We start from the raw sequence: 26365 nt of genomic DNA on the forward strand, positions 1-26365 counted from the left end.
CTTTCTCCTTGATAACAAAAGAGGGATTGCTCACATGCCTAAGGGATAAGTATTGATGACTTCTGAGAAACGTTATGGCGCTTTGTGCGCTCTTTTTGGTGTCGGGTGGCGCTGACGCTTACCCGACCTACGAGAATGCAGGCCGGGTAAGCGTCAGCGCCACCCGGCATTTTCTTCAGACTACTTCACACACGCCGAACACTGAGAAGACTGGATCTGCTTGAAGAAGTCGTTACCTTTGTCATCCACGAGGATAAACGCCGGGAAGTCTTCCACTTCAATTTTCCAGATCGCTTCCATCCCCAGTTCCGGGTATTCCACGCACTCCAGGCTCTTGATGCTGCCCTGCGCCAGCACCGCAGCCGGACCGCCGATGCTGCCGAGGTAGAAGCCGCCGTGCTTGTGGCAGGCGTCCGTCACCTGCTGGCTGCGGTTGCCTTTCGCCAGCATGATCATGCTGCCGCCGTTGGCCTGCAGCTGGTCGACATACGAGTCCATACGCCCTGCCGTGGTTGGGCCTAACGAGCCGGAGGCGTAGCCTTCAGGCGTTTTTGCCGGGCCCGCGTAGTAGATTGGGTGATCTTTAATGTACTGCGGCAGCCCTTCGCCGTTGTCCAGACGCTCTTTCAGCTTCGCGTGCGCGATGTCGCGGCCCACGATAATCGTGCCGTTCAGGGAGAGACGGGTCGAGACCGGATACTGCGAAAGCTGCGCCAGGATCTCTTTCATCGGACGGTTCAGGTCAACGCGAACCGCTTCACCCTCACCCGCTTTACGCAGCTCTTCCGGGATGTATTTGCCCGGGTTGTTCTCCAGTTTCTCGATCCAGATGCCGTCGCGGTTGATCTTCGCCTTGATGTTGCGATCCGCCGAGCAGGACACGCCCATCCCGACCGGACAGGAGGCACCGTGACGCGGCAGACGGATCACGCGCACGTCGTGAGCGAAGTATTTGCCGCCAAACTGCGCGCCGAGGCCCAGGTTACGCGCTTCTTCCAGCAGCTCCTGCTCAAGCTGCACGTCGCGGAACGCCTGGCCGTGCTCGTTCCCTTCGGTAGGCAGGCCGTCGTAGTATTTGGTTGAGACCAGCTTCACGGTTTTCAGCGTGCTTTCCGCAGAGGTACCGCCAATCACAAACGCGATATGGTACGGCGGGCACGCCGCGGTGCCGAGGGTGCGCATCTTCTCAACCAGGTAGTTCTTCAGCTTGCCCGGGGTGAGCAGCGCTTTGGTTTCCTGATAGAGATAGGTTTTGTTGGCCGAACCGCCGCCTTTAGCGATACAGAGGAATTTGTACTCATCACCGTCGACGCTGTAGAGGTCAATCTGTGCTGGCAGGTTGGTGCCGGTGTTGACCTCTTTGTACATGTCCAGCGCGGCGTTTTGCGAATAGCGCAGGTTGTCTTCGGTGTAGGTGTTATAAACGCCGTGCGCCAGCGCGGCTTCATCACCGCCGCCGGTCCAGACACGCTGGCCTTTTTTACCGACGATGATCGCCGTACCGGTATCCTGACAGGTTGGCAGAATGCCTTTCGCGGCGATGTCTGAGTTACGCAGGAACTGCAGGGCAACGTACTTATCGTTCTCGCTGGCTTCCGGGTCGCTCAGAATATCGGCCACCTGCTGCTGGTGTGCAGGACGGAGCATAAACGAGGCGTCGTGGAAAGCGTGCTGCGCCAGCAGCGTCAGCGCCTGCGGATCCACCTTGAGGATCTCCTGGCCTTCAAACTCAGAGACGGAGACGTGATCGCGGGTTAACAGGTAATACTCGGTCTGATCCTTACTGAGGGGAAAAGGATCCTGATAATGAAAGGGTTTGTTCGACATTGTTCTCTCACTTACTGCTTCGGTCTGATTGTTCAGGGCAGATGTTCCGCTGCCCGGCTTAAAAGCGAGTCAGCTTATCCTACACAATTTTTTAACAAAAACTGAGACTAGTACGACTTTTTACATCCGCAGGTTACTTCCACGCGGTTTATTGCTTTAATACCCGGAGTTAATTCCACATTTGAATCAGGGCTTGATAATGCAAAAACTCATCAACTCAGTGCAAAACTACGCCTGGGGAAGTAAAACTGCGTTAACGGATCTCTACGGTATCGCCAACCCGAACAACCTGCCGATGGCAGAGCTGTGGATGGGCGCGCACCCGAAGAGCAGCTCAAAAATTGAAGACGCCAGCGGCTATGTACGCAGCCTGCGTGACGTAATAGAGGCCGATAAAGCCGCGCTGCTGGGTGACAAGGTTGCTCACCGCTTCGGCGAACTGCCCTTCCTGTTTAAGGTGCTGTGCGCCGACCAGCCGCTCTCCATCCAGGTTCACCCGAACAAGCAAGCGTCTGAAATCGGCTTTGCGAAAGAGAACGCGGCGGGTATTCCGTTAGACGCGGCTGAACGTAACTACAAAGATCCGAACCACAAGCCGGAGCTGGTGTTCGCGCTGACGCCGTTCCTGGCGATGAACGCGTTCCGCGAGTTTTCGGAGATCGTTTCTCTGCTGCAACCCGTGGCGGGAGCCAACAAGGCTATCGCCCACTTCCTGGAAAACCCGAACGCGGACGCGCTGAGCCAGCTGTTCGCCAGCCTGCTGAATATGCAGGGGGAAGAGAAATCTCACGCCCTGGCGGTGCTGAAAGCCGCGCTGAACAGCCAGCAGGGTGAACCGTGGGAGACTATTCGTCTGATTTCCCAATTCTACCCGGACGACAGCGGCCTGTTCTCCCCTCTGCTGCTGAACGTGGTGAAGCTCAATCCGGGCGAAGCAATGTTCCTGTTCGCCGAAACCCCGCACGCCTACCTGCAGGGCGTAGCGCTGGAAGTAATGGCCAACTCGGATAACGTGCTGCGCGCGGGCCTGACGCCAAAATACATCGATATCCCTGAGCTGGTCGCCAACGTGAAGTTCGTGGCTAAACCTGCCGCGGAGCTGCTGACTCAGCCGGTGAAAAACGGCGCAGAGCTGGACTTCCCGATTCCTGTTGAGGATTTTGCGTTTTCTCTGCACGACCTGAGCCATGCCGAAACCGCCATCGCACAGGAGAGCGCGGCGATCCTGTTCTGCGTGGAGGGCGAAGCGACGCTGCACAAAGGCGAACAGCGTCTGGTGCTTAAGCCCGGTGAGTCAGCATTCGTTGCAGCCAATGAGTCCCCGGTCAGCGTGAGCGGCACCGGTCGCCTGGCGCGCGTTTTCAATAAGCTATAAGCACTTACTGAATTTTTTAACAACTCTTGCTAAGCTAGTTGCAGGCTTAATATCTCCAGGCGGTTTTTACCGCCTGGTTTCATTTTAGGGATAGTCGCAATGAAAAAATCGGTCGTAGCGGTAGGCGTGATTGTAGCGTTAGGCGTGGTCTGGACGGGTGCCTCCTGGTTTACCGGGAAACAGCTGGAAGGCCGTCTGGCTGAGATGGTGGCGCAGGCTAACGGAGAGATTAAGCGAAGCGCGCCGGAGGCAGGCGTTGAGCTTAGCTATCAGAACTATCAGCGCGGCGTGTTTACCAGCCATATGCAGATGGTGGTGAAACCTGTAGCAGGAAACGCCAACGCCTGGCTGAAGCCAGGCCAGAGCGTGGTGCTGGATGAAGTGGTCAGCCACGGTCCGTTCCCGCTGGCGCAGTTAAAATCGTTTAATTTGATCCCATCAATGGCGTCCGTTCACACGGTGCTGGTGAATAACGACGTCACCAGGCCGCTGTTTGATCTGGCAAAAAATACCTCGCCTTTCGAAATTAACACCCGCATCAGCTATGCCGGTGACACGAGTTCCGATATTGCGCTGAAAGCGCTGAACTACGAGAAAGAGAACGAGAAGGTTGCCTTCAGCGGGGGTAACTTCAAACTGGACGCTGACCGCGAAGGAAACGTGTTCTCTCTGACCGGTGAAGCTGAAAGCGGCGTGGTGAACGCGGTTAACGAATATAACCAAAAGGTTCAGCTCAGCTTCAACAACCTGAAAGCGGACGGCAACAGCCGTATGACCGACTTTAAAGAGCGAATTGGCGATCAAAAGCTCTCTCTCGATAAGATTGCAATCGCGGTTGAAGGTAAAGAGATGGCCGTGCTGGAAGGCATGGACGTGAACGGCAAATCCGACATTTCCAAAGACGGCAAGAATATCAATACGCAGCTGGATTACGCCCTGAAGAGCCTGAAGGTGCAGAATCAGGATCTGGGGACCGGAAAATTAACGCTGAAGATCGGCAATATCGACGGCCAGGCGTGGCACGAATTTAGCCAGAAATACAGCAAAGAGAGCCAGGCGCTGCTGACCGATGCCGCGCTGCAGCAGAACCCGGAAGTGTACCAGCAGCAGGCGATGGCGGTGCTGTTCAACAACCTGCCGATCCTGCTGAAAGGCGAGCCGGTGGTAACCGTTGCGCCGCTGAGCTGGAAAAACAGCAAAGGCGAAACCAGCTTCAACCTGTCTCTGTTCCTGAAAGATCCGGCCACCGCAACGGGTGAACCGCAGACGCTGGCGCAGGAAGTGGATCGCAGCGTGAAGTCGCTCGAGAGCAAGCTGACCATCCCAATGGACATGGCGACCGAGTTCATGACCCAAATTGCGAAGCTGGAAGGTTACGGCGATGAAGACGCCGGCAAGCTGGCGAACCAGCAGGTGAAAGGTCTGGCGGCAATGGGCCAGATGTTCCGCATCACGAAAGTGGAAGACAACACGATTTCCACCAGCCTGCAGTATGCCAACGGCCAGGTCACCCTGAACGGCGATAAAATGCCGCTGGAAGATTTTGTCGGCATGTTTGGTATGCCCGCGCTGGGGATGCCGGAACCGGCTGAACCGGCGGCACCGCAGCAGTAAACGTCAAAACCCCTCGCAAGAGGGGTTTTTTATTGCCGGGTGGCGCTGACGCCTTACCCGGCCTACGATTCCGGGCCGTTGTAGGCCCGTGCAAGCGCAGCGCCGCCGGGCGATGTGCAGCAGAGATTATTTCACCGTCACCAGTCGCGCCGCCACAATCTGGTGCCCGGCCTGGACTTCCGTATTGTCGATGCGCTGCATGATCCTGTCCGCCAGGGTGTAGCCCATTTCGCGCGCGGGGGTAGTCGCCCAGACGATGGGCAGGTCGTCGAGGGCATTTTCGCCCACATCGGCAAATGCCCCCAGCGCCACCTGATGGCCGAAGAAGGTTTCAACGCCCCCTTCACCGCTCTGACGTCCGGCGCGGATCAGGCCAAACCACGCTCCCATCGCAATCACGTCGTTGTAGCAAATCACGGCGCTAATGGTCGGGCTGGCGCGCAGCAGCGAACCAATCGCTTCCGCCGCCATCTTCTGGCTGGATCCACACTCCACGACCCACTCACTGTGGAACGGCAGCCCGTATTTGATCAGCGTCGAACAGTAGCCGCCTACCCGCTCGGCGCGCGTCAGGGACGAGCTTTTCCCGCCCAGCCAGGCGATGCGCTGATGCCCGCGACGAATCAGATGCTCGGTCAACATTTGCGCGGCCTGCATGTTATCCGGGCGTAGCGTATCGGCTTCGTCGAGATAGCTGGCGCGGGAAGCAAAGACCAGCGGTACCCCCTTCTCAGCGGCGCGCTCGCACAGCTCGCTGCCCACGCCCGACGCCCCCGCCACGATCACGCCATCAACCCCCTGCGTCAACAGCATATCCAGCCGGGACAGCAGCTGCCCGGCGTCGCGACCACCGTGCAGCAAAAACACCATCCGTCCCTGTGCCTCTAGCGCCTCCGTTAATCCGGCTGTGAGCTCCGCATAAAACGGCGAGGTTAAGTCGCGAACGATCAAACCAATCACCCCGCTTTGCCCACCGCGAAGCGCGGACGCCTGACGGTTACGCACAAAGCCCAGCTGTTCAACCGCCTCGTTGACCCGCTGTCCGGTGGCGGGAGAGATACGCCCCTTCCCGCTTAAAACCAGCGACACCGTGCTGACGGAAACGCCAGCCGCGAGGGCAACATCGTTGATGGTGATTTTTTTCGCTACAGCCATGTGTCGGCGTGACTCCCTGATAATGAGATCGGTAAAACGTTTTATCAATACGTTATCTTTATACTACCAGTAAAAGCCTGAGAATGTGATTTAGCGCGCACTAAAGTTTGATAAAACGTTTTATCTTCTCGCTGCATTGAAGCAGGTAAACTATTTTTAACCATCAAGGAGTCGTTTTATGACGGCGAAAGCAGCACAAAAAATATCGCTGTGGGAGTTTTTTCAGCAACTGGGTAAAACCTTTATGCTGCCCGTGGCACTCCTCTCATTCTGCGGGATCATGCTGGGGATCGGCAGCTCCCTGAGCAGCCATGACGTCATCACGCTGATCCCGTTCCTCGGCAACCCAGTGCTGCAGGCGATCTTCATCTGGATGAGCAAAGTCGGCTCCTTTGCGTTTAGTTTCCTGCCCGTCATGTTCTGCATCGCCATCCCGCTGGGCCTGGCGCGCGAGAATAAAGGCGTAGCCGCCTTTGCGGGCTTCGTGGGTTACGCGGTAATGAACCTTGCGGTTAACTTCTGGCTGACCGCAAAAGGCATTCTTCCTACCACCGACGCTGCCGTACTGAAAGCCAATAATATTCAGAGCGTGATCGGTATCCAGTCTATCGACACCGGGATCCTCGGTGCGGTGATCGCGGGTGTGATTATCTGGATGCTGCACGAACGCTTCCACAATATCCGCCTGCCGGATGCGCTGGCCTTCTTCGGCGGTACCCGCTTTGTGCCGATTATCACCCTCGTGGTAATGGGTCTGTTTGGTCTGATCATTCCGCTGATCTGGCCTGTCTTCGCGATGGGTATCACCGGTATTGGCCGCATCATTAACGGCGCGGGTGATTTCGGTCCGATGATCTTCGGTACCGGTGAACGTCTGCTGCTGCCGTTTGGTCTGCAGCACATTCTGGTGGCCCTGATTCGCTTCACCGAAGCGGGCGGGACGATGGAGGTGTGCGGTCACGACGTGAGCGGTGCGCTGACGATCTTCCAGGCGCAGCTGAGCTGCCCGACCACCCACGGCTTCTCTGAGAGCGCAACCCGTTTCCTGTCTCAGGGCAAAATGCCTGCCTTCCTGGGCGGCCTGCCGGGCGCGGCGCTGGCGATGTACCACTGTGCTCGTCCGGAAAATCGTCATAAGATTAAAGGCCTGCTGATTTCGGGCGTGATCGCCTGCGTCGTTGGCGGAACAACCGAGCCAATCGAATTCCTGTTCCTGTTCGTCGCGCCGGTGCTGTATCTCATTCACGCCGTTCTGACCGGTCTGGGCTTCACCGTGATGGCGGTGCTGGGCGTCACCATCGGTAACACCGACGGCAACGTGATTGACTTCGTGGTGTTCGGGATCCTGCACGGCTTGTCCACCAAGTGGTATCTGGTGCCGGTCGTGGCGGCAATCTGGTTTGCGGTGTACTACGGCATCTTCCGCTTCGCCATCACCCGCTTTAACCTGAAAACACCAGGCCGCGATGCTGAAACAGCGACCAGCGTTGAACAAGCGGTTGCGGGGACGGTCGGAAAATCGGGTTACAACACCCCTGCCATTCTGGCAGCGCTGGGCGGTGCGGATAACATCACCTCGCTGGATAACTGCATTACCCGCCTGCGTCTGTCGGTGGCGGATATGTCGAAAGTGGATACCAATGCGCTGAAAGCTAACCGCGCCATCGGTGTGGTACAGTTAAATCAGCATAATTTGCAGGTGGTTATCGGCCCGCAGGTGCAGTCGGTGAAGGATGAACTGGCAACCCTGATGCGAACAGTAGAAGCCTGATGCCCCAGCCCCCTCTCATGAGGGGGTTTTACTTTAAGGATTAACGTCATGTTTGATTTTTCTACCGTCGTGGATCGACACGGCACCTGGTGTACGCAGTGGGACTACGTCGCCGACCGCTTTGGCGCGGCCGATCTGCTGCCCTTCACTATCTCGGATATGGACTTCGCCACCGCCCCTTGTATCACCGACGCGCTGCATCAGCGCATCGATCACGGCGTGTTTGGCTACAGCCGCTGGAAAAACGATGAGTTTCTGGCTGCCGTCGCGCACTGGTTCAAGCAACGCTTTAACAGCCGTATCGATACCGAATCCGTCGTTTATGGCCCTTCCGTCATCTACATGGTGTCAGAGCTTATCCGTCTCTGGTCGCAGCCCGGCGACGGCGTGGTGGTTCATACTCCGGCATACGATGCGTTTTATAACGCCATCGAAGGCAACGCGCGCCGCGTTGTTCCGGTCGCGATGGTGAAGCAGGCGAGCGGCTGGATGGGTGATATGGCCGCGCTGGAGACGGCCCTGGCGAAAACAGAAAATAAAATCTTGCTGCTCTGCAGCCCGCAAAATCCAACCGGTAAGGTCTGGACGCGGGATGAGCTGTCGCAGATGGCGGAACTGTGCACACGCTATGACGTGGCGGCGATCAGCGATGAAATTCATATGGACATGGTGTGGGGAAAACATCGTCACACACCGTGGAATGAGGTAGCACGCGGCAAATGGGCGCTCCTCACCTCTGGCTCGAAAAGCTTTAATATTCCGGCACTGACCGGTGCTTACGGCCTGATCGGCGATGAAGCGAGTCGCATGGGTTACCTCCACGCGCTTAAAGGCCGCGACGGACTCTCTTCCCCTTCCGTGCTGGCGCTGACGGCGCATATCGCCGCCTATCAGCAGGGAGCGCCATGGCTGGATGCCTTGCGGGGTTATCTGGAAGAGAATCTGTTGTTTATCGCGCAGGAATTAAACCACGCTTTTCCGAAACTGAACTGGCAGCCGCCGGAAGCAACCTATCTGGCATGGATTGACCTGCGCCCGCTGAACATTGACGACAGGGCGCTGCAAAAAGTGCTGATAGAGCAGGAAAAAGTGGCGATCATGCCGGGATATACCTACGGAAAAGAGGGTAATGGCTTCGTGCGCCTGAACGCAGGCTGTCCGCGCAGCAAGCTGGAACAAGGGGTGCAACGCCTCATCGCCGGGATCGCTACTCTGCTGTAATGCCATTGCGCAACGGAATATTCCCTTGCGCAAATAGCTTTTTACCCCGTTTTGTTTTTATAATATGGCGCACTTTAACCAGCAAAGAGTGCGACCATGATTGATACACGCCTGCCTTTAACTGATATTCATCGTCACCTTGACGGTAACATTCGTGCCCAAACCATCCTCGATCTTGGCCGCCAGTTCAATTTAACGCTTCCAGCACAAACGCTTGAAACCCTGATCCCCCATGTTCAGGTCACCTCGAATGAGCCGGACCTGGTCAGCTTCCTGAGCAAGCTCGACTGGGGCGTAAAGATGCTGGCCTCGCTGGAAGCCTGCCGCCGCGTGGCGTTCGAGAACATTGAAGACGCCGCCCGTAACGGCCTGCATTACGTCGAGCTGCGCTTCTCGCCGGGCTATATGGCCATGACCCACAGCCTGCCCGTCGCGGGCGTGGTGGAAGCGGTGATTGAGGGCGTGCGCGAAGGGTGTAAAGCCTTCGACGTTCAGGCGCGTCTGATTGGCATTATGAGCCGCACCTTCGGTGAAGCGGCTTGCCTTCAGGAACTGGAAGCATTGCTGGCGCATCGTGACCAGATCACCGCTGTCGACCTCGCCGGGGATGAACTCGGCTTCCCGGGTAGCCTGTTCCTCTCTCATTTCAACCGCGCGCGTGACGCGGGCTGGCACATTACCGTTCATGCGGGTGAAGCAGCAGGCCCGGAAAGCATCTGGCAGGCCATTCGCGAGCTGGGCGCAGAGCGTATCGGCCACGGGGTGAAAGCCGTCGAAGATCGTGCCCTGATGGATTTCCTGGCGGAGCAGCGCATCGGTATCGAATCCTGCCTGACCTCCAACATTCAGACCAGCACCGTGGCAACGCTGGATAAACATCCGCTGAAAACCTTCCTGGAACACGGCGTGTTGGCCTCGCTGAACACCGACGATCCGGCGGTTCAGGGTGTGGATATTATTCACGAATACAACATCGCCGCACCGCAGGCGGGCCTGAGCCGCGAGCAGATCCGCCAGGCGCAGATTAACGGGCTGGAAATTGCGTTCCTGACGCCTGAAGAGAAGCAGGCGCTTAAAGATAAAGTGGCTCGCGGTTGAGCATTTGCCGGGTGGCGCTGCGCTTACCCGGCCTACAAAAACATTGAGAACTTATGCCAGACAGAGCGTGGCGCGATGTTTGGCAGATTCGATGCCCAGCTCAATCAGCTCCATGATCTGAATCGCCTGGCTGGCCGGAACCGGATTCTCCCCCGTCCCGTTGAGCGCATCACGGATAGCCGCGTAATAAGCCGGATAGTTACCAGGAATGGTCAGCAGCGTTTCCTGAACCAGCTCTTCACCTTCCGCGCGCGTCAGCACGCCATCACGCATATCGTAGCCCCAGTCCTCTTGCGGCAAACGCTCACCGTTTTTCAGGCGATCCTCCTGCGGATCCAGACCATACTTCACGTAGCTGCCGCGCGTGCCGTGAAGGATATAGCGCGCCGATTCCGCGGCGGCGAGCATCGTCCCGTGCAGTACAACACGTCGCTGCGGATAGCTCAAAACGGCGTGGAAGTAATCTGTCGTCTGCGCGCCAGGCCGAAGCTGTGCTAAATCAACCGTCATACTCACCGGCAGACCAAACAGATTTACGGCCTGATCGAGTAAATGCGGCGCCAGGTCATACCAGATACCGCTTCCGGGGCCCGCCTGTTCACGCCAGCGGTTACGCACCTGTGGACGAAATCGGTCAAAATGCGATTCAAAATAGCCTATTTCACCGAGAGTGCCTTCACCAAGCAGGGCTTTCACCGTCAGGAAATCACTGTCCCAGCGCCGGTTATGAAAAACGGACAACAGCCTGCCAAGACTTCTTGCCAGCGCATCCAGCTCGCGCGCCTGTGACAGTGTCACGGTAAAGGGCTTATCGACCACAACATGTTTACCCGCCTCCAGCGCCGCCTTAGCTAGCGGAAAGTGCGTGTCGTTTGGGGTAGGAATGACGATGACATCAATATTCGGATCGTTGAAAAGATGTTTAGGCTCAGAAACAACCGGAACGGTTGGCCAGTCGGCATGTACTTTGGCGGCATCACTGCTCGAAACCGCCCCCAGCGACATTCCCGGCGTCCCGCTAATCAGAGGCGCATGAAAGGTTTTACTCGCGTAACCATAACCAATCAGCCCGACACGGATATTTTCACTCATCGAAGTGTCCTCCTGTCATTATCTTATTTCCCACTGGCTTTGCGGGTATTACTACACATTAATAATGTGTCATATGACTTAAAATAGCACCTTGCACCAGATGTTTTTGTTACAAGGATGTAACTCACTAAGATTGATTGAGGGTATCGTTCCCAAACCGCTTGCCGAGGTCAATGCTGCACGGTAACATTTGCAATCTGTATTTATGGATAAATTACAAACACGAGTCATGTCATCAATAATTAATCGAATCATTGAATTAGCGGGATGGATTGTCCTTGGGGTTTCGGTCATTTTGCTTGGCGTTGCCAGCCACATCGATAACTACCAACCGCCGGAGCCTGTCACCGTCGCACAGCCGAAGTAGCGCCCTTGTGACACATTCTGTCAGTTGCATATTGCCAGCCGTGTTGAACAGAGTTAACCTTCTCTTCCAGGCATCGTCTGATGCCTGAATCTTTCTGCAAAGAAAACTCCTAATTTCGTCACATTACCTGAGTGGGCTGTTTACGTCTTTATTTATCCGTTTATTATTCGAACGAATTACCGACACGGGTATTACTCACTTTTATATGGAAACTTATTAACATGACAGTTCAGGACTATTTATTAAAATTTCGCAAGATCAATTCCCTTGAGAGCCTGGAAAAACTGTTTGACCATCTGAACTACACGCTGTCGGATAATCACGAAATTATCAATATGTATCGCGCCGCTGACCACCGCCGGGCTGAACTGGTCTCCGGTGGCCGTTTGTTCAACGTCGGGGAAGTGCCGAAGTCCGTATGGCGTTACGTTTTATAAGAAAGTAGCCATCCGCGCGAAATGTTATATACTCTCCGCCCTGCAAATTTCTGTATACCCTTTCGCGCAGACTATGGGAGAGAGCATGACCGTATCGCCTGGAGAAAGAATTGGAGGCTGGTTAATCGCCCCGCTGGCATGGCTGCTGGTTGCATTATTAAGCGCATCGCTTGCGCTGTTACTCTATACCACCGCGCTGATCGCACCTCATGCCATTCAGACCCTGATGTCGCAAAGCGTGCTTAATATTGCGTTGTGGTTTGCCTCGTTCGTCTTCGCCATCGGGATGTGGTACTACACGCTCTGGCTGACCATTGCGTTCTTTAAGCGCCGAAAAAGTGTGCCAAAACATTATATTATCTGGCTGCTAATTTCCGTGCTGCTGGCGGTGAAAGCCTTTGCTTTTTCTCCGGTTTCTGACGCGCTAGCGGTTCGCCAGCTGTTATTCCCGTTACTGGCTGCTGCGCTGCTGGTCCCTTACTTCAAGCGTTCGACGCGGGTGAAGAAAACCTTCGTGAACCCGTAATAACCTTACTGTTAACCTGTTGTCGCCTGTCGTGCTTTGTCCGATAATAGGCGGCTTTTTTATTTCAGGCTGAATAATGACCGATTACTTACTGCTCTTTGTCGGCACTGTGCTGGTTAACAACTTCGTTCTGGTGAAGTTTCTTGGCCTGTGTCCTTTTATGGGGGTTTCCAAAAAACTGGAGACCGCGATGGGCATGGGGCTGGCGACAACCTTCGTCATGACGCTGGCGTCCATCTGCGCATGGTTGATTGATACCTGGATCCTGATCCCGCTGGACATGATCTATTTGCGCACCTTGTCCTTTATTCTGGTCATTGCGGTCGTCGTGCAATTTACCGAAATGGTGGTGCGCAAAACCAGCCCGGCGCTCTATCGCCTGCTGGGTATCTTCCTGCCGCTGATCACCACCAACTGTGCCGTACTCGGGGTGGCGCTGCTTAACATCAACCTCGGGCATAACTTCATGCAGTCGGCGCTTTACGGCTTTTCTGCCGCCGTCGGTTTCTCACTGGTCATGGTTCTGTTTGCCTCTATTCGTGAACGTCTGGCTGCAGCGGATATTCCCGCCCCCTTCCGCGGAAACGCCATTGCTCTGGTGACAGCAGGTTTAATGTCTCTGGCCTTTATGGGCTTTAGTGGTCTGGTGAAGTTGTAATGAGTGCTATCTGGATTGCCATCGCCTCCATCAGCGTACTGGGGTTGGTGTTTGGCCTGATTCTGGGCTACGCCTCCCGCCGTTTCGCGGTTGAGGACGATCCCGTTGTCGAAAAAATTGACGAGCTGCTGCCGCAAAGCCAGTGTGGGCAATGTGGCTACCCCGGCTGTCGGCCTTATGCCGAAGCGGTTGGCGTGCAGGGTGAAAAAATCAACCGCTGTGCGCCCGGTGGCGAAGCGGTGATGTTGAAAATTGCCGCCCTGCTTAACGTTGACCCGCAGCCTGTCGACGGCGATGCCGAGGTGCAGGAGCCGGTTCGCGCCCTCGCGGTGATCGACGAAGCGAACTGTATCGGCTGCACCAAATGTATTCAGGCCTGCCCTGTTGATGCCATTGTGGGCGCAACCCGCGCCATGCACACCGTTGTGGCCGATCTGTGCACCGGCTGTAACCTTTGCGTGGCCCCCTGCCCAACGCAGTGCATAGAACTGCGCCCGGTTGAAACGACTACCGAAAGCTGGAAATGGGATCTTCAGACCATTCCGGTTCGCAATATTCCTGTGGAACAACATGCTTAAGTTATTTTCTGCTTTCAGAAAAGAGAAGATTTGGGATTTCGACGGCGGTATCCATCCCCCGGAGATGAAAACCCAGTCAAACGGCACGCCGCTGCGGCAAATTCCGCTGGCGACGCGTTACGTCATGCCGCTCAAACAGCATATCGGCGCGGAAGGCGAACTCTGCGTAAAAGAAGGCGATACCGTTCTTCGCGGCCAGCCGCTGACCTTTGGCCGCGGACGGATGCTGCCGGTACACGCCCCCACCTCCGGTAAAGTGGTGTCGATCGCCCCACATACCGTCGCGCACCCTTCAGCGCTGTCTGAACTAAGCGTGATTATTGAAGCCGACGGCGAAGACCGCTGGATCGACCGTGACGGCTGGAGCGATTACCGTTCCCGCAGCCGGGAAGAGCTGATTGAACGCGTTCATCAGTTCGGCGTGGCCGGTCTTGGCGGCGCGGGTTTCCCGACGGGTACCAAGCTGCGCGGCGGTGGCGACAAAATTAACACGCTAATCATCAACGCTGCGGAATGCGAACCTTATATCACCGCCGATGACCGTCTGATGCAGGACTGTGCCGCCCAGGTGGTGGAAGGTATTCGCATTCTCGCCCATATTCTGCAGCCACGAGAAGTGCTGATAGGCATTGAAGACAATAAGCCGCAGGCCATTTCCATGCTGCGTGCCGTGCTGGCGGGTTGCCATGATATTAGCCTGCGCGTAATCCCGACCAAATACCCGTCTGGCGGCGCAAAGCAGCTGACCCAGATCCTCACCGGTAAACAAGTACCGCACGGTGGCCGCTCCTCTGACATTGGCGTGCTGATGCAAAACGTCGGTACGGCATATGCGGTAAAACGCGCGGTGATTGACGGCGAGCCGTTAACCGAGCGCGTGGTGACGTTGACCGGTGAAGCGGTGTCCCGTCCGGGCAACGTCTGGGCGCGTCTGGGTACGCCGGTGCGTCATCTGCTGGAGCAGGCTGAGTTTTGCCCTGGCAGCGACCAGATGGTGATCATGGGCGGCCCGCTGATGGGCTTTACCCTGCCGTGGCTGGATGTCCCGGTCGTCAAAATTACTAACTGTCTGCTCGCCCCCTCTCCGACCGAGATGGGTGAAGAACAGGAAGAAAAAGGCTGCATCCGCTGCAGCGCCTGCGCTGATGCCTGCCCGGCGGATCTGCTCCCGCAGCAGCTGTACTGGTACAGCAAAGGCCAGCTGCACGACAAAGCGCAAGCCCACAATCTTGCCGACTGTATTGAATGCGGTGCCTGCGCCTGGGTCTGCCCAAGCAATATTCCGCTGGTGCAATACTTCCGTCAGGAGAAGGCCGAGATTTATGCCATCTCAATGGAAGAGAAGCGCGCAGCCGAAGCCAAAGCGCGCTTTGAAGCCCGCCAGGCGCGTCTCGAACGCGAGAAAATCGCCCGCCAGGAGCGCCATAAACAGGCTGCCGTTCAGCCTGGTGAGAAAGATCAGGACGCCATCAACGCTGCGCTGGCGCGCGTGCGGGAGAAAAAAGCCACTGCAGCGCAAACCCTGGTGATCCCGGCAGGCGAAAAACCGGATAACAGCGAAGCGATTGCGGCACGCGAAGCGCGCAAGGCCCAGGCTCGCGCCCGTCAGGCAGAAAAAGCAGAAACTGCCCAGCCGGAACCTGGCGTCGATCCGCGTAAAGCGGCGGTTGAAGCGGCAATTGCCCGTGCCAAAGCCCGTAAAGCTGGCCAGCAGGACGTGGTTGTTGAGAAAGACGCTGAGGATCCGCGTAAAGCAGCCGTCGAAGCGGCCATCGCACGCGCGAAAGCGCGCAAAGCAGCGCAGCAGGCGCAAACTGCGGAGCCCGAAGTGCCGGTTGACCCGCGCAAAGCCGCTGTCGAAGCCGCTATCGCTCGGGCCAAAGCGCGCAAAGCCGCCCAGCAGGAAGAGCAGCCGCAGGCCGCAAACGACGATCCACGCAAAGCCGCCGTCGCCGCCGCGATTGCGCGCGTTCAGGCGAAGAAAGCCGCACAACAAGCAGTTAACGAGGATTAAATGGTTTTCAGAATCGCAAGTTCCCCTTACACCCATAACCAGCGCCAGACATCGCGCATCATGATGCTGGTCTGCCTGGCGGCGTTGCCAGGCATCGCCGTTCAGTTCTGGTTTTTCGGCTGGGGAACCCTTTTCCAGTTGGTCCTTGGCTGTGCCAGTGCGCTAGCGGCGGAAGCGCTCGTGTTGAAGCTGCGAAAAATGGCGGTCTCCCGCATTCTCGCGGACAATTCCGCGTTGCTGACCGGGCTGCTGCTGGCCATCAGTATTCCGCCGCTTGCCCCATGGTGGATGGTGGTGCTCGGTACCGTGTTTGCGGTGATTATCGCCAAACAGCTGTACGGCGGGCTCGGGCATAACCCATTTAACCCGGCAATGATCGGCTACGTTGTTCTGCTGATCTCCTTCCCGGTGCAGATGACCAGCTGGTTGCCACCCCATGACATTGCCGCCACGGTTCCTGGCTTTATGGATGCCCTGCACGTTATCTTTACCGGCCATACGGCTCTCGGCGCTGATATGAACGCGCTGCGTATGGGCGTGGACGGAATCAGCCAGGCGACGCCTCTCGATACCTTTAAGACGTCCCTGCACGCCGGGCACAGCGTTGAGCAGATCATGAAATCCGCCATCTACAGCGGCGTGCTGGCGGGAGCCGGCTGGCAGTGGGTCAACCTGGCGTATCTGCTGGGCGGCCTGTTCCTGCTGCAGCAGAAAGCGATCCGCTGGCATATTCCGGTCAGCTTCCTCGTGACGCTGGCGGTCTGCGCCACGCTGGGCTGGGTATTCTCGCCTGAGTCACTGGCCAGCCCGCAGATGCACCTGCTCTCCGGGGCGACCATGCTGGGTGCATTCTTTATTCTTACCGACCCGGTTACGGCGTCGACCACCAACCGTGGCCGCCTGATCTTCGGCGCGCTGGCGGGCCTGCTGGTGTGGTTGATTCGCAGCTTTGGCGGTTATCCGGATGGGGTAGCGTTCGCCGTCCTGCTCGCCAACATTACCGTTCCGCTCATCGACTACTACACGCGTCCACGCGTGTACGGTCATCGCTAAGGGTTTCGCCATGTTAAAGACCATGCAAAAACACGGCGTCACGCTGGCTATTTTCGCTGCGGTACTGACCGGCCTGACGGCGCTGGTGAACGAGCTAACCAAATCGACGATTGATGAGCAGGCGGCAAAGCAGCAAAAAGCGCTGTTTGATCAGGTGATCCCGTCGGACTTCTACGATAATGACCTGCAGAAAAGCTGCTTTGTTGTAGAAGCGCCGCAGCTTGGGAAAGGCTCGCACCGCGTCTTTATCGCCCGCAAAGGGGATCGACCGGTGGGTGCAGTCATGGAAACCACGGCACCCGACGGTTATTCCGGCGCCATTCAGCTGCTCGTCGGCAGCGATTTTTCCGGTACCGTACTGGGTACCCGTGTGACGGAGCATCACGAAACGCCGGGCCTTGGCGATAAAATTGAAACGCGCTTAAGCGACTGGATTTTGCACTTTGCCGGTAAAGCGATCCATGGCGAAGGTGACACCGCGTTTGCGGTGAAGAAAGACGGCGGCGAGTTCGACCAGTTCACCGGCGCGACCATCACGCCGCGCGCCGTGGTGAATGCCGTAAAACGCGCCGGGCTGTATGCGGAAACGCTGCCCGCGCAAATCAACAATCTTCCGGCCTGTGGAGAGTAATCATGAGCCAGGTTAAAGAGGTTATTGTCCAGGGACTGTGGAAGAACAACTCCGCGCTGGTACAGCTTCTGGGGATGTGCCCATTGCTGGCGGTAACATCCACCGCCACCAACGCGCTCGGTCTGGGTCTGGCAACCACGCTGGTGCTGACCCTGACCAACCTGTCCATTTCCGCACTGCGCCGCTGGACGCCGTCGGAGATCCGTATTCCGATTTACGTCATGATCATCGCGTCGGTGGTGAGTATCGTTCAGATGCTGATTAACGCTTACGCGTTTGGCCTGTATCAGTCGCTTGGGATCTTCATTCCGCTAATCGTGACCAACTGTATTGTGGTCGGGCGCGCCGAGGCGTTTGCCGTGAAGAACAGCCCGGCGATGTCGGCGCTTGACGGTTTCGCCATCGGTATGGGGGCGACAGGTGCCATGTTTGTCCTCGGCTCGCTTCGTGAGATCCTCGGCAACGGTACGCTGTTTGACGGTGCAGATGCGCTGCTGGGCGGCTGGGCAAAAGCGTTGCGTATCGAAGTGTTCCACACCGATACGCCATTCCTGCTGGCCATGCTGCCGCCGGGTGCTTTTATTGGCCTTGGCATGATGCTGGCGATAAAATACCTGATTGATGAAAAACGTAAGCGCCGCGCGGCTGAGCGTAGCGTTCTGGAAGGGACACCCGAGAAGGCTTCATGAATAAAGAAAAGCGCATTGCGATCCTGACCCGTCTGCGGGACGAGAACCCGCACCCAACGACGGAGCTGAATTTTACCTCCCCGTTTGAGCTGCTGATCGCCGTGTTGCTCTCTGCGCAGGCTACCGACGTGAGCGTCAATAAAGCCACCGCCCTGCTCTATCCGGTGGCCAACACGCCGAAGGCGATGCTTGAGTTAGGCGTCGAAGGCGTGAAGTCGTATATCAAAACCATCGGCCTGTTTAACAGCAAGGCCGAGAACGTGATCAAAACCTGCCGGATTTTGCTGGAACAGCACGGAGGCGAAGTGCCAGAGGATCGCGCCGCGCTGGAGGCACTGCCCGGCGTCGGACGCAAAACGGCGAACGTGGTGCTGAATACGGCGTTCGGCTGGCCGACTATCGCCGTCGATACGCACATTTTCCGCGTCTCTAACCGCACCAACTTTGCACCTGGCAAAAACGTTGAACAGGTTGAGGAGAAGTTATTAAAAGTCGTTCCGGCGGAATTTAAGGTCGACTGTCATCACTGGCTGATTTTGCATGGCCGCTATACCTGCATCGCACGCAAGCCTCGCTGCGGCTCCTGCATCATCGAAGATCTTTGCGAATATAAAGAAAAAGTCTATCCCTGATCGCTTTAGCGTTTTTCACTCCCGAATCAAAACCCTATAAAAGGAAGGCCCTCTGCACACCTTCCTTTTGACCGTAATTTGTCCGCTTTTGCGCTATCCCACCTTATGGATTGTTCGGCCATTTAACACTCAAACAGGTTAATAGTTTTTTCATCACCAAAAATTTCTATACATCTGTGATCAAGATCACTCTGATAACGTCATGTTGGATTTTTGTTGTCAAACCCCTCGCAAAACCTTTTCCTGACAAGAATTAACCGTTCATTTACCGCATATAAGACCAGTCATTTTTCAGATTATGGGCTATATCACTACCTTAAAGGCCAAATAGCAGAACATATCGCCATATCGGGCTGAAAAGGGGCTGGGGGCAGTGAAAAAAACCAACAAAACGCAACGGATGAAATTTAACGCTGAATAACATTTGTGTGACCCGTGGATTATACCACTCCAGTTAAATGTAACAGAGTATTTCAAACATATTGCCAGATGGGTCAGGATAGTGAACATTACCCGCCGTTTCCCCTCCCAATATAACTATAAAGCGGATGGACTACGGTCATCACGCTATGAACACCCCCGTTAATATGGGATGTAAAAAAAGAGGTATATGTGTCTACTGCAAACAATAAACCAACAAATGAAAGCGTGAGTCTCAACGCTTTCAAACAGCCGAAAGCGTTCTATCTCATCTTCTCTATCGAGTTATGGGAGCGTTTTGGTTATTACGGCCTGCAAGGGATCATGGCGGTTTACCTGGTTAAACAACTGGGTATGTCCGAAGCGGATTCCATCACGCTGTTCTCCTCCTTCAGTGCTCTGGTGTACGGTCTGGTTGCTATCGGCGGCTGGCTGGGTGACAAAGTCCTCGGCACCAAACGCGTCATTATGCTGGGCGCCATTGTCCTGGCGATTGGCTATGGTCTGGTTGCATGGTCTGGACACGATGCGGCTGTGGTCTATATGGGTATGGCAACGATTGCCGTCGGTAACGGTCTGTTCAAAGCGAACCCGTCCTCCCTGCTCTCTACCTGCTACAACAAAGATGACCCACGTTTGGACGGTGCATTTACCATGTACTACATGTCCATCAACATTGGATCATTCTTCTCCATGCTGGCAACACCATGGCTGGCAGCGAAATTCGGCTGGAGCGTGGCCTTTGCACTGAGCTTCGTGGGTATGCTGATCACCGTTGTAAACTTCCTGTTCTGCCGCAGCTGGGTTAAAGACTACGGTTCTAAGCCAGACTTCGAACCGGTTCACATGGGTAAACTGCTGGCCACCATCGCGGGCGTTGTCGTTCTCGCCGCGATCGCCACCTGGCTGCTGCACAACCAGGGCGTTGCACGTGCGGTTCTGGGCGTGGTTGCGCTGGGCATCGTCTGCATCTTTGCGAAAGAAGCCTTCGCCATGCAGGGCGCTGCACGTCGTAAGATGATTGTTGCATTCATCCTGATGCTGGAAGCGATTATCTTCTTCGTGCTGTACAGCCAGATGCCAACTTCCCTGAACTTCTTCGCTATCCGTAACGTTGAACATTCAATCCTCGGTATCGCGTTCGAACCTGAGCAGTTCCAGGCGCTGAACCCGTTCTGGATCATGATTGGTTCCCCGATTCTGGCCGCTATCTATAACAAGATGGGTGACCGTCTGCCAATGCCGCACAAGTTCGCCGTGGGCATGGTGCTGTGCTCTTGCGCCTTCCTGGTGCTGCCGCTGGGAACGAAATTTGCGTCCGACGCGGGTATCGTCTCCGTTAACTGGCTGATCCTGAGCTACGCTCTGCAGTCTATCGGTGAGCTGATGATCTCCGGTCTGGGCCTGGCGATGGTTGCACAGCTGGTGCCACAGCGTCTGATGGGCTTCATCATGGGTAGCTGGTTCCTGACCACTGCGGGTGCGGCAATCATTGCAGGTAAGATTGCTAACCTGATGGCGGTTCCGGAAAACGTGACTGATCCACTGCTTTCCCTGGACGTGTACGGCACCGTGTTCATGCAGATTGGTATTGCCACGGCGGTTATCGCTGTGCTGATGCTGCTGACCGCGCCTAAGCTGAATCGTATGACTCAGGACGACGACAAAACGACTAAAGCGACCGAAACCGCTACCGCGTAATGTCATCGGGAAACGACTGAATGGAAAGAAGCCGCTAAAGCATTAGCGGCTTTTTTTTTATCCGAACGCGCACTAACATAGCTGATACCTCAGCAAAAAGGAGTTACCGATGAAACTGTTCTACAAACCGGGCGCCTGCTCTCTTGCTTCCCATATCACTCTTCGCGAGAGCGGCAAAGATTTCACGCTGGACGGCGTTGACCTGATGAAAAAGCGCCTCGAAAACGGCGATGATTTTTTCGCGATCAACCCGAAAGGACAAGTTCCGGCTCTGCTGCTGGATGACGGTACGCTGCTGACCGAAGGCGTGGCGATTATGCAGTATCTGGCCGACAACGTGCCGGATCGTCAGCTGCTGGCACCAACAGGCAGTATCTCTCGCTATAAAACCCTTGAGTGGCTCAACTACATCGCGACCGAGCTGCACAAAGGCTTTACGCCGCTGTTCCGCCCGGATACCCCAGATGAGTACAAACCGACCGTACGTGCGCTGCTTGAGAAAAAGATGCAGTACATTAATGAATCGCTGAAGGACGAACAGTGGATCTGCGGCGCGCGTTTCACCATTGCTGATGCGTATCTGTTTACCGTTCTGCGCTGGGCGCGCGCGGTGAAGCTGAACCTGGAAGGGTTAGATCATATTGCGTCGTACATGGAGCGCGTAGCGGCGCGCCCTGCCGTCGCGGCGGCGCTGAAAGCGGAAGGGTTGAATTAATCCGAGCACTCTGTACTGCCGGGTGGCGCTGCGCTGACCCGGCCTACACTATCCCGGCTCTTACAATTGGGTTGCGCTGAAATAATGCTCTGGTTTTGCGATACGATCCTGTGCAGCCACCACCTGCAGCTCATATTCCTGCATGTTTTTCGTCGCCATCATAATTTCATAAACTGCTGCGGTCACATGCTCCAGCGCATCGCGCAGCGTCGCGCCCTGTAGTAATTTCACCAGCAGCAGGCCACTGGTTACATCGCCTACGCCAACCGGCTGACGCACGCCAAAATCCACCAGCGGACGGCTGATATGCCACGCCTCGTCTTTCGTCACCAGCAGCATCTCAAAACGGTCCTGGCTGAGGCCTGCACGCGCCAGATGCTTAACCAGGACAATCTCAGGCCCCTGAGCAATTAGCTCGCGAGAGGCGCTTACAGCCTCTTCTACGTTGTTGACCGGATGCTCGCAGAGGATTTCAAGCTCGATCAGATTTGGCGCAATAATATCGCTGGCCGGCAGCGCGTGGCGGACGTGAAACTCCGCCACGCCGGGCGCGACGATACAGCCCTTTTCAGGGTGGCCCATGACCGGATCGCAAAAATACTTTGCCGCCGGATTCGCCGCTTTCACCTGACGAACGATCCCCAGGATATGTTCCCCCTGCTCTGCTGAACCGAGATAGCCGCTCAGCACCGCGTCACAGCGCCTAAGCTGGTCGATTTCGGCAATACCCTGCACAACCTCCGTCAAGTGCGAAGGCGGCATCACGCAGCCGGTCCATTTGCCGTATTGCGTGTGGTTTGAAAACTGTACGGTATTGAGGGGCCAGACGTTGGCACCGAGGCGGCGCATCGGGAATTCCGCTGCGCTGTTGCCAGCATGCCCAAAAACAACGTGGGACTGGATGGCGAGGATGTTGTTCATTTTTTCTTACCAAACCCTGTAAAAACAAAAGGGCGTGGTTTCCCACGCCCCTGCGTACTTATAATTACTTCCAGCAGACCAGACAGTAATTTTTCTTACCGCGACGCAGCAGCGTGTAACGTCCGTACAGACGATCGCCGTCAACGAAGGTGTATTCCGGGTCAGACTGCTTCTCACCATTGATGGTGATGGCGTTAGACGCGATGGTTTTACGCGCCTGACCGCGAGACGGCTGCAGCTCGGAGTCCACCAGCGCCTGCATCAGGTCAGCGCCTTTTTCCATCTCAACCATCGGCACGCCGTCCTGCGCCAGCTGTTCGAAGTCCGCTTCGCTCAGATCGCTCAGGGTACCGTTGAACAGGCTTGCGGTAATGCGTTTTGCCGCGGCCAGACCTTCTTCACCGTGAACCAGTTTGGTCACTTCGTCCGCCAGCACGTACTGCGCGCGCGGTGCTTTACCGCTGTTCTTGTCTTCTTCTTCCAGCGCATTGATTTCTTCAATGTCCATGAAGGTGAAGAACTTCAGGAAGCGGTAAACATCGGCATCCGCCGTGTTGATCCAGAACTGGTAGAATTTGTACGGGCTGGTTTTCTTCGGATCGAGCCACACCGCGCCGCCTTCCGTTTTACCGAACTTGGTGCCGTCGGCTTTGGTGATCAGCGGAACGGTCAGGCCGAAGACCTGATTCTGATGCAGACGGCGGGTCAGATCGATACCGGAAGTGATGTTACCCCACTGGTCAGAACCCCCAATCTGCAGGGAAACGCCGTGCAGTTTGTTCAGGCAGGCAAAGTCATAGCCCTGCAGCAGGTTGTAGGAGAACTCGGTGAAGGAGATGCCCTGGTCGTCACGGTTCAGACGCTGCTTCACGGCTTCTTTGTTAATCATCTGGTTAACGGAGAAGTGCTTGCCGATATCACGCAGGAAGGTCAGCACGTTCATGCCACCAAACCAGTCGTAGTTGTTAGCAGCAATTGCGGAGTTGTCGCCACAGTTGAAGTCGAGGAACGGTGCCACCTGTTTGCGGATTTTATCCACCCACTCCTGCACGGTGTCTTCGGTGTTCAGTTTACGCTCAGCGGCTTTGAAGCTTGGGTCACCAATCAGACCGGTCGCGCCGCCCACCAGGGCAACAGGCTTATGGCCCGCCATCTGGAAGCGTTTCAGGCATAACAATGGAACAAGATGCCCCAAATGCAAGCTGTCAGCGGTGGGATCGAAGCCGCAATAGAGCGCGATCGGGCCTTGCGCCAGTCGCTCTGCTAACGCTTCCTCGTCCGTCACCTGGGCCACAAGGCCCCGCTCTTGCAATTGTTTAATCAAGTTACTGCTTGCCATCAAATTCTCCATGTATAAACGACTGCACCTTTGCCGGTACACGACTTTTCGCCTGATGCGAAAGGACCATAGAATAAAGCGCAAGCGCGGTGTGCGCTAGCGCTTAAATCAACAAATTTCGGGGATTAGGGTGCCAGTCTGTCGATTTTCCAGCCGCCGTTGTCGCGCTGGTATAAAAAGCGGTCGTGCAGGCGGTGCTCGCCCCCCTGCCAGAACTCCATCTGCTCAATCGGGATACGGAAACCGCCCCAGAAGCTTGGCAGGGGCACTTCACCCTGCTGGAACTTCTGTTTGAGTTCGAGGAATTTGCTTTCCAGCACGCCGCGGGCAGAAATCCGGCTGGACTGTTTTGAAACCCAGGCGCCAATCTGGCTGTCGCGCGGGCGGCTGTGGAAATACTTCACCACTTCCAGCGTCGAAAGACGTTCCGCTTTGCCGGTCACCATCACCTGACGTTCCAGCATGTGCCACGGAAACAGCAGGCTGATGCGAGGATTGTTTTCCAGGTGATGCGCTTTGCGGCTGCCCAGGTTGGTATAAAACACCAGCCCTTTCTCGTCATAATGCTTGAGCAATACGATGCGCTGATACGGTTGACCGTTTTCATCCACCGTCGCGACAACCATGGCGGTGGGGTCGGCGAGCTTCGCTTCACAGGCCTGTTTCAGCCAGCGTTCGAAAAGCACAAGGGGTTCAGCGGGAAGATCCTGGCGACGCAGGCCGCCTTTGGTGTATTCACGGCGCAGATGCGCAATTTGCTGCAGTTCGTCGTTATCTGACATGGCGTTAGCTGACATTGAGAGTGGGAGGCGCTATTGTGCGCCGCCCCTGTAAAAATCTCAACGCTTCGGATTTTCGAGCTGGCAATTGTTCAGCACAATGCGGTCACGTTTGTAGACCGTTGCGCTGTCACCTTTCGACCAGAACACGTAAATCCCGTCGGTATAACGCGCCCCGGAAGCCGACATCCCCTGTTTCAGGGTCAGCAGTTTGTTGTCGTAGACAAAGCTGGCTTCCTGACGCGGATTATTCAGCTTCACGGTCAGCGGCTTTTCATCGCAGCGATACGCCAGCGTATCGGTCTGCATGCGCTCAAGGAGCTGGTTATAGACGCTGCATCCTGACAGCAACAAAGGCGCGGCAATAAGAAGAAGTTTTTTCATGGGCGTATTCCGAAGACTTTCCTGGTCCTGGAGGGCATGGCTGCCCTCCTGTTTCGTTCCATTCTAACGACGGCACGCCGCGATGAATTTCAGTTAACTCTGATTATGACGCGGATTTGCCGGGAAAATCGCCCCGAGGACGCTTGCCTCCCGCGCGCCGGTGACAGAAGGTAAATTACCGGGCAAACCGGCAACGGTACGCCACGCAAGCCAGGCGAAAGCCAGCGCTTCCATATCATCACCGCTGATCCCGGCTTCATCCGTTGTGGTGACTTCAGTACCCGGCAGTAGCCCCGCCAGACGTGCCATCACCAGCGGATTCCGGCTCCCTCCGCCACATACCAGCAGGCGTTCGCACCCGCCGCTGAGGAGAACCTGTTCCGATATCGACACAGCGGTCAATTCGGTCAGCGTGGCCTGGACGTCCTGTGGTGCCAGTGCCGGGAACTGCGCCAGCTGGCGTTCAAGCCAGCCGTAGTTAAAATACTCGCGCCCCGTACTCTTCGGCGCGGGCAGCGCAAACCAGGGATCGCTTAGCATGGACTGCAGCAGCGGAAGAATGACTTTGCCTTCGCTGGCCCACTCCGCGTCTTTATCATAGGGCTTTCCGCACTGACGCCAGACCCAGGCATCCATCAGCATATTGCCCGGCCCCGTATCGTACCCGCGCACGGGCTGACCGGGGATCAGCATCGACAGGTTTGCAATCCCGCCAATGTTAAGCACCATACGGCGCTCCACCGGATGTGCCAGCAACGCCTGATGGAACGCGGGCACCAGCGGCGCACCCTGTCCCCCCAGCGCAATATCGCGGCGACGAAAATCCCCCACCACGGTGACCCCTGTTTTTGCCACAATCTGATTATTATCGCCAATTTGCAAGGTGTGCGGCGCGTCGCCGGTGGGTTCATGCCAGACGGTCTGACCGTGACAACCAATGGCGACCACATCCTGCGGCTGCAGATTCTCTTTTTGCATCAGGGCTAATACAGCCTCTGCAAACAGCGCCCCCAGCCGCACATCGAGCTGTCCCAGCTGCGAAAGCGTCAGTTGTTGACCCTGGCAAATGCTCAAAATGTCCTCTTTGAGCGAAACGGGGATAGGCCAGGTCAGACTCGCCTGCTGCGCCACCATGTTTTCATCAATGGCGGCCAGAACGACATCGACACCGTCAAGACTGGTCCCAGACATCACACCGATATAGCGACCCGATTTCATGCGCTTTCCTTACGTTGAGTGGGCTAAGGATATCCACTCCACCATAAACAGCGGTGCTTTGCTATGCGGAGATAATATTTTTTAACAATGTCAGACAGGCGGCCCGGGGAAAGTCCGTTTATCTTCCGTTAAGCCAAATTCAAGTACAAT

General features: G+C 56.1%; 25 protein-coding genes. 17 read left to right on the top strand and 8 right to left on the bottom strand.

The window, feature by feature from the left end; translation table 11 throughout:
* Nucleotides 1-180: 180 nt before the first annotated feature.
* Complete coding sequence (fumA, locus tag KK102_RS02720) at nucleotides 181-1827, bottom strand: class I fumarate hydratase FumA (protein WP_216356903.1); 1647 nt, start codon at nucleotides 1825-1827, stop codon at nucleotides 181-183.
* A 199-nt stretch (nucleotides 1828-2026) separates the two neighbouring features.
* Between fumA and manA the strand changes: the two genes are divergently transcribed.
* Together manA and KK102_RS02730 are read left to right on the top strand one after the other, a co-directional pair.
* Nucleotides 2027-3202 (top strand): mannose-6-phosphate isomerase, encoded by a 1176-nt coding sequence (manA, locus tag KK102_RS02725; protein WP_216356904.1) that lies wholly within the window; start codon nucleotides 2027-2029, stop codon nucleotides 3200-3202.
* A 99-nt stretch (nucleotides 3203-3301) separates the two neighbouring features.
* Nucleotides 3302-4816 (top strand): YdgA family protein, encoded by a 1515-nt coding sequence (locus KK102_RS02730; RefSeq protein ID WP_216356905.1) that lies wholly within the window; start codon nucleotides 3302-3304, stop codon nucleotides 4814-4816.
* Between the two features lie 126 nt (nucleotides 4817-4942).
* Here KK102_RS02730 and KK102_RS02735 read toward each other — a convergent pair whose 3' ends face one another.
* Complete coding sequence (locus KK102_RS02735; RefSeq protein WP_126543859.1) at nucleotides 4943-5971, bottom strand: Mal regulon transcriptional regulator MalI; 1029 nt, start codon at nucleotides 5969-5971, stop codon at nucleotides 4943-4945.
* A gap of 178 nt (nucleotides 5972-6149) precedes the next feature.
* On the opposite strand from KK102_RS02735, the gene malX reads away from it, so the two are divergent.
* The 3 genes from malX to add all read left to right on the top strand — a co-directional run bounded on the left by malX (nucleotide 6150) and on the right by add (nucleotide 10061).
* Nucleotides 6150-7742 (top strand): maltose/glucose-specific PTS transporter subunit IIBC, encoded by a 1593-nt coding sequence (gene malX / locus KK102_RS02740; protein WP_089599526.1) that lies wholly within the window; start codon nucleotides 6150-6152, stop codon nucleotides 7740-7742.
* Nucleotides 7743-7790: 48 nt separating this feature from the next.
* Nucleotides 7791-8963, top strand: coding sequence for a MalY/PatB family protein (locus KK102_RS02745; protein WP_216356906.1), 1173 nt, complete (start codon nucleotides 7791-7793; stop codon nucleotides 8961-8963).
* A 96-nt stretch (nucleotides 8964-9059) separates the two neighbouring features.
* Nucleotides 9060-10061, top strand: coding sequence for an adenosine deaminase (gene add, locus KK102_RS02750; RefSeq protein WP_126543857.1), 1002 nt, complete (start codon nucleotides 9060-9062; stop codon nucleotides 10059-10061).
* Between the two features lie 51 nt (nucleotides 10062-10112).
* Here add and KK102_RS02755 read toward each other — a convergent pair whose 3' ends face one another.
* Complete coding sequence (locus tag KK102_RS02755; RefSeq protein ID WP_126543856.1) at nucleotides 10113-11153, bottom strand: oxidoreductase; 1041 nt, start codon at nucleotides 11151-11153, stop codon at nucleotides 10113-10115.
* Nucleotides 11154-11394: 241 nt separating this feature from the next.
* Here KK102_RS02755 and blr point away from each other — a divergent pair, with 241 nt between their 5' ends.
* The 12 genes from blr to gstA all read left to right on the top strand — a co-directional run bounded on the left by blr (nucleotide 11395) and on the right by gstA (nucleotide 21574).
* A complete protein-coding gene (blr, locus tag KK102_RS02760) occupies nucleotides 11395-11520 on the top strand; it encodes a division septum protein Blr (RefSeq protein WP_168112406.1) in 126 nt (41 codons plus the stop codon).
* Nucleotides 11521-11741: 221 nt separating this feature from the next.
* Nucleotides 11742-11957, top strand: coding sequence for a transcription modulator YdgT (gene ydgT, locus KK102_RS02765; protein ID WP_010430382.1), 216 nt, complete (start codon nucleotides 11742-11744; stop codon nucleotides 11955-11957).
* An 85-nt stretch (nucleotides 11958-12042) separates the two neighbouring features.
* A complete protein-coding gene (locus tag KK102_RS02770) occupies nucleotides 12043-12483 on the top strand; it encodes a DUF2569 domain-containing protein (protein ID WP_126543855.1) in 441 nt (146 codons plus the stop codon).
* A gap of 76 nt (nucleotides 12484-12559) precedes the next feature.
* Nucleotides 12560-13141: an electron transport complex subunit RsxA gene (rsxA, locus tag KK102_RS02775; RefSeq protein ID WP_010430378.1), complete on the top strand. Its 582-nt coding sequence runs from the start codon at nucleotides 12560-12562 to the stop codon at nucleotides 13139-13141.
* Entirely contained in the window at nucleotides 13141-13719 is a 579-nt protein-coding gene (gene rsxB, locus KK102_RS02780) for an electron transport complex subunit RsxB (protein ID WP_042716342.1), read from the top strand. Before rsxA ends, rsxB begins: the two co-directional genes overlap by 1 nt.
* The gene (gene rsxC / locus KK102_RS02785; protein WP_216356907.1) at nucleotides 13712-15733 is read left to right on the top strand and encodes an electron transport complex subunit RsxC; all 2022 of its coding nucleotides are present in this window, start codon (nucleotides 13712-13714) and stop codon (nucleotides 15731-15733) included. Before rsxB ends, rsxC begins: the two co-directional genes overlap by 8 nt.
* Complete coding sequence (gene rsxD, locus KK102_RS02790) at nucleotides 15734-16786, top strand: electron transport complex subunit RsxD (protein WP_126543853.1); 1053 nt, start codon at nucleotides 15734-15736, stop codon at nucleotides 16784-16786.
* Between the two features lie 10 nt (nucleotides 16787-16796).
* Nucleotides 16797-17417 carry an electron transport complex subunit RsxG gene (rsxG, locus tag KK102_RS02795; RefSeq protein ID WP_126543852.1) on the top strand — a complete coding sequence of 207 codons (621 nt, stop codon included), beginning with the start codon at nucleotides 16797-16799 and terminating at the stop codon, nucleotides 17415-17417.
* Between the two features lie 2 nt (nucleotides 17418-17419).
* Complete coding sequence (locus tag KK102_RS02800; RefSeq protein WP_010430367.1) at nucleotides 17420-18106, top strand: electron transport complex subunit E; 687 nt, start codon at nucleotides 17420-17422, stop codon at nucleotides 18104-18106.
* Nucleotides 18103-18738 (top strand): endonuclease III, encoded by a 636-nt coding sequence (gene nth / locus KK102_RS02805; RefSeq protein WP_008500570.1) that lies wholly within the window; start codon nucleotides 18103-18105, stop codon nucleotides 18736-18738. The genes KK102_RS02800 and nth overlap by 4 nt, the downstream gene beginning before the upstream one ends.
* Nucleotides 18739-19350: 612 nt before the next feature.
* Nucleotides 19351-20859, top strand: a complete 1509-nt coding sequence (gene dtpA, locus KK102_RS02810; RefSeq protein WP_126543851.1) for a dipeptide/tripeptide permease DtpA — start codon at nucleotides 19351-19353, stop codon at nucleotides 20857-20859.
* A gap of 109 nt (nucleotides 20860-20968) precedes the next feature.
* Nucleotides 20969-21574: a glutathione transferase GstA gene (gstA, locus tag KK102_RS02815; RefSeq protein WP_216356908.1), complete on the top strand. Its 606-nt coding sequence runs from the start codon at nucleotides 20969-20971 to the stop codon at nucleotides 21572-21574.
* A gap of 60 nt (nucleotides 21575-21634) precedes the next feature.
* Here gstA and pdxY read toward each other — a convergent pair whose 3' ends face one another.
* The 5 genes from pdxY to anmK all read right to left on the bottom strand — a co-directional run bounded on the left by pdxY (nucleotide 21635) and on the right by anmK (nucleotide 26215).
* Nucleotides 21635-22495, bottom strand: coding sequence for a pyridoxal kinase PdxY (gene pdxY, locus KK102_RS02820; protein WP_216356909.1), 861 nt, complete (start codon nucleotides 22493-22495; stop codon nucleotides 21635-21637).
* 64 nt (nucleotides 22496-22559) lie between these two features.
* Entirely contained in the window at nucleotides 22560-23834 is a 1275-nt protein-coding gene (tyrS, locus tag KK102_RS02825) for a tyrosine--tRNA ligase (RefSeq protein WP_126543848.1), read from the bottom strand.
* A gap of 125 nt (nucleotides 23835-23959) precedes the next feature.
* Nucleotides 23960-24616, bottom strand: a complete 657-nt coding sequence (gene pdxH / locus KK102_RS02830) for a pyridoxamine 5'-phosphate oxidase (RefSeq protein ID WP_003857601.1) — start codon at nucleotides 24614-24616, stop codon at nucleotides 23960-23962.
* Between the two features lie 57 nt (nucleotides 24617-24673).
* Entirely contained in the window at nucleotides 24674-24997 is a 324-nt protein-coding gene (mliC, locus tag KK102_RS02835; protein ID WP_010430347.1) for a C-type lysozyme inhibitor, read from the bottom strand.
* A gap of 93 nt (nucleotides 24998-25090) precedes the next feature.
* A complete protein-coding gene (anmK, locus tag KK102_RS02840) occupies nucleotides 25091-26215 on the bottom strand; it encodes an anhydro-N-acetylmuramic acid kinase (RefSeq protein ID WP_216356910.1) in 1125 nt (374 codons plus the stop codon).
* Between the last annotated feature and the right edge of the window lie 150 nt (nucleotides 26216-26365).

It is taken from the genome of Enterobacter quasimori (genome assembly GCF_018597345.1).
GTDB lineage: Bacteria > Pseudomonadota > Gammaproteobacteria > Enterobacterales > Enterobacteriaceae > Enterobacter > Enterobacter mori.

What these genes read in the sequence shown, in the direction of transcription:
- fumA (WP_216356903.1), bottom strand. Translation starts at nt 1,827, where the DNA reads ATGTCGAACAAACCCTTTCATTATCAGGATCCTTTTCCCCTCAGTAAG.
- manA (WP_216356904.1), top strand. Translation starts at nt 2,027, where the DNA reads ATGCAAAAACTCATCAACTCAGTGCAAAACTACGCCTGGGGAAGTAAA.
- KK102_RS02730 (WP_216356905.1), top strand. Translation starts at nt 3,302, where the DNA reads ATGAAAAAATCGGTCGTAGCGGTAGGCGTGATTGTAGCGTTAGGCGTG.
- KK102_RS02735 (WP_126543859.1), bottom strand. Translation starts at nt 5,971, where the DNA reads ATGGCTGTAGCGAAAAAAATCACCATCAACGATGTTGCCCTCGCGGCT.
- malX (WP_089599526.1), top strand. Translation starts at nt 6,150, where the DNA reads ATGACGGCGAAAGCAGCACAAAAAATATCGCTGTGGGAGTTTTTTCAG.
- KK102_RS02745 (WP_216356906.1), top strand. Translation starts at nt 7,791, where the DNA reads ATGTTTGATTTTTCTACCGTCGTGGATCGACACGGCACCTGGTGTACG.
- add (WP_126543857.1), top strand. Translation starts at nt 9,060, where the DNA reads ATGATTGATACACGCCTGCCTTTAACTGATATTCATCGTCACCTTGAC.
- KK102_RS02755 (WP_126543856.1), bottom strand. Translation starts at nt 11,153, where the DNA reads ATGAGTGAAAATATCCGTGTCGGGCTGATTGGTTATGGTTACGCGAGT.
- ydgT (WP_010430382.1), top strand. Translation starts at nt 11,742, where the DNA reads ATGACAGTTCAGGACTATTTATTAAAATTTCGCAAGATCAATTCCCTT.
- KK102_RS02770 (WP_126543855.1), top strand. Translation starts at nt 12,043, where the DNA reads ATGACCGTATCGCCTGGAGAAAGAATTGGAGGCTGGTTAATCGCCCCG.
- rsxA (WP_010430378.1), top strand. Translation starts at nt 12,560, where the DNA reads ATGACCGATTACTTACTGCTCTTTGTCGGCACTGTGCTGGTTAACAAC.
- rsxB (WP_042716342.1), top strand. Translation starts at nt 13,141, where the DNA reads ATGAGTGCTATCTGGATTGCCATCGCCTCCATCAGCGTACTGGGGTTG.
- rsxC (WP_216356907.1), top strand. Translation starts at nt 13,712, where the DNA reads ATGCTTAAGTTATTTTCTGCTTTCAGAAAAGAGAAGATTTGGGATTTC.
- rsxD (WP_126543853.1), top strand. Translation starts at nt 15,734, where the DNA reads ATGGTTTTCAGAATCGCAAGTTCCCCTTACACCCATAACCAGCGCCAG.
- rsxG (WP_126543852.1), top strand. Translation starts at nt 16,797, where the DNA reads ATGTTAAAGACCATGCAAAAACACGGCGTCACGCTGGCTATTTTCGCT.
- KK102_RS02800 (WP_010430367.1), top strand. Translation starts at nt 17,420, where the DNA reads ATGAGCCAGGTTAAAGAGGTTATTGTCCAGGGACTGTGGAAGAACAAC.
- nth (WP_008500570.1), top strand. Translation starts at nt 18,103, where the DNA reads ATGAATAAAGAAAAGCGCATTGCGATCCTGACCCGTCTGCGGGACGAG.
- gstA (WP_216356908.1), top strand. Translation starts at nt 20,969, where the DNA reads ATGAAACTGTTCTACAAACCGGGCGCCTGCTCTCTTGCTTCCCATATC.
- pdxY (WP_216356909.1), bottom strand. Translation starts at nt 22,495, where the DNA reads ATGAACAACATCCTCGCCATCCAGTCCCACGTTGTTTTTGGGCATGCT.
- tyrS (WP_126543848.1), bottom strand. Translation starts at nt 23,834, where the DNA reads ATGGCAAGCAGTAACTTGATTAAACAATTGCAAGAGCGGGGCCTTGTG.
- pdxH (WP_003857601.1), bottom strand. Translation starts at nt 24,616, where the DNA reads ATGTCAGATAACGACGAACTGCAGCAAATTGCGCATCTGCGCCGTGAA.
- mliC (WP_010430347.1), bottom strand. Translation starts at nt 24,997, where the DNA reads ATGAAAAAACTTCTTCTTATTGCCGCGCCTTTGTTGCTGTCAGGATGC.
- anmK (WP_216356910.1), bottom strand. Translation starts at nt 26,215, where the DNA reads ATGAAATCGGGTCGCTATATCGGTGTGATGTCTGGGACCAGTCTTGAC.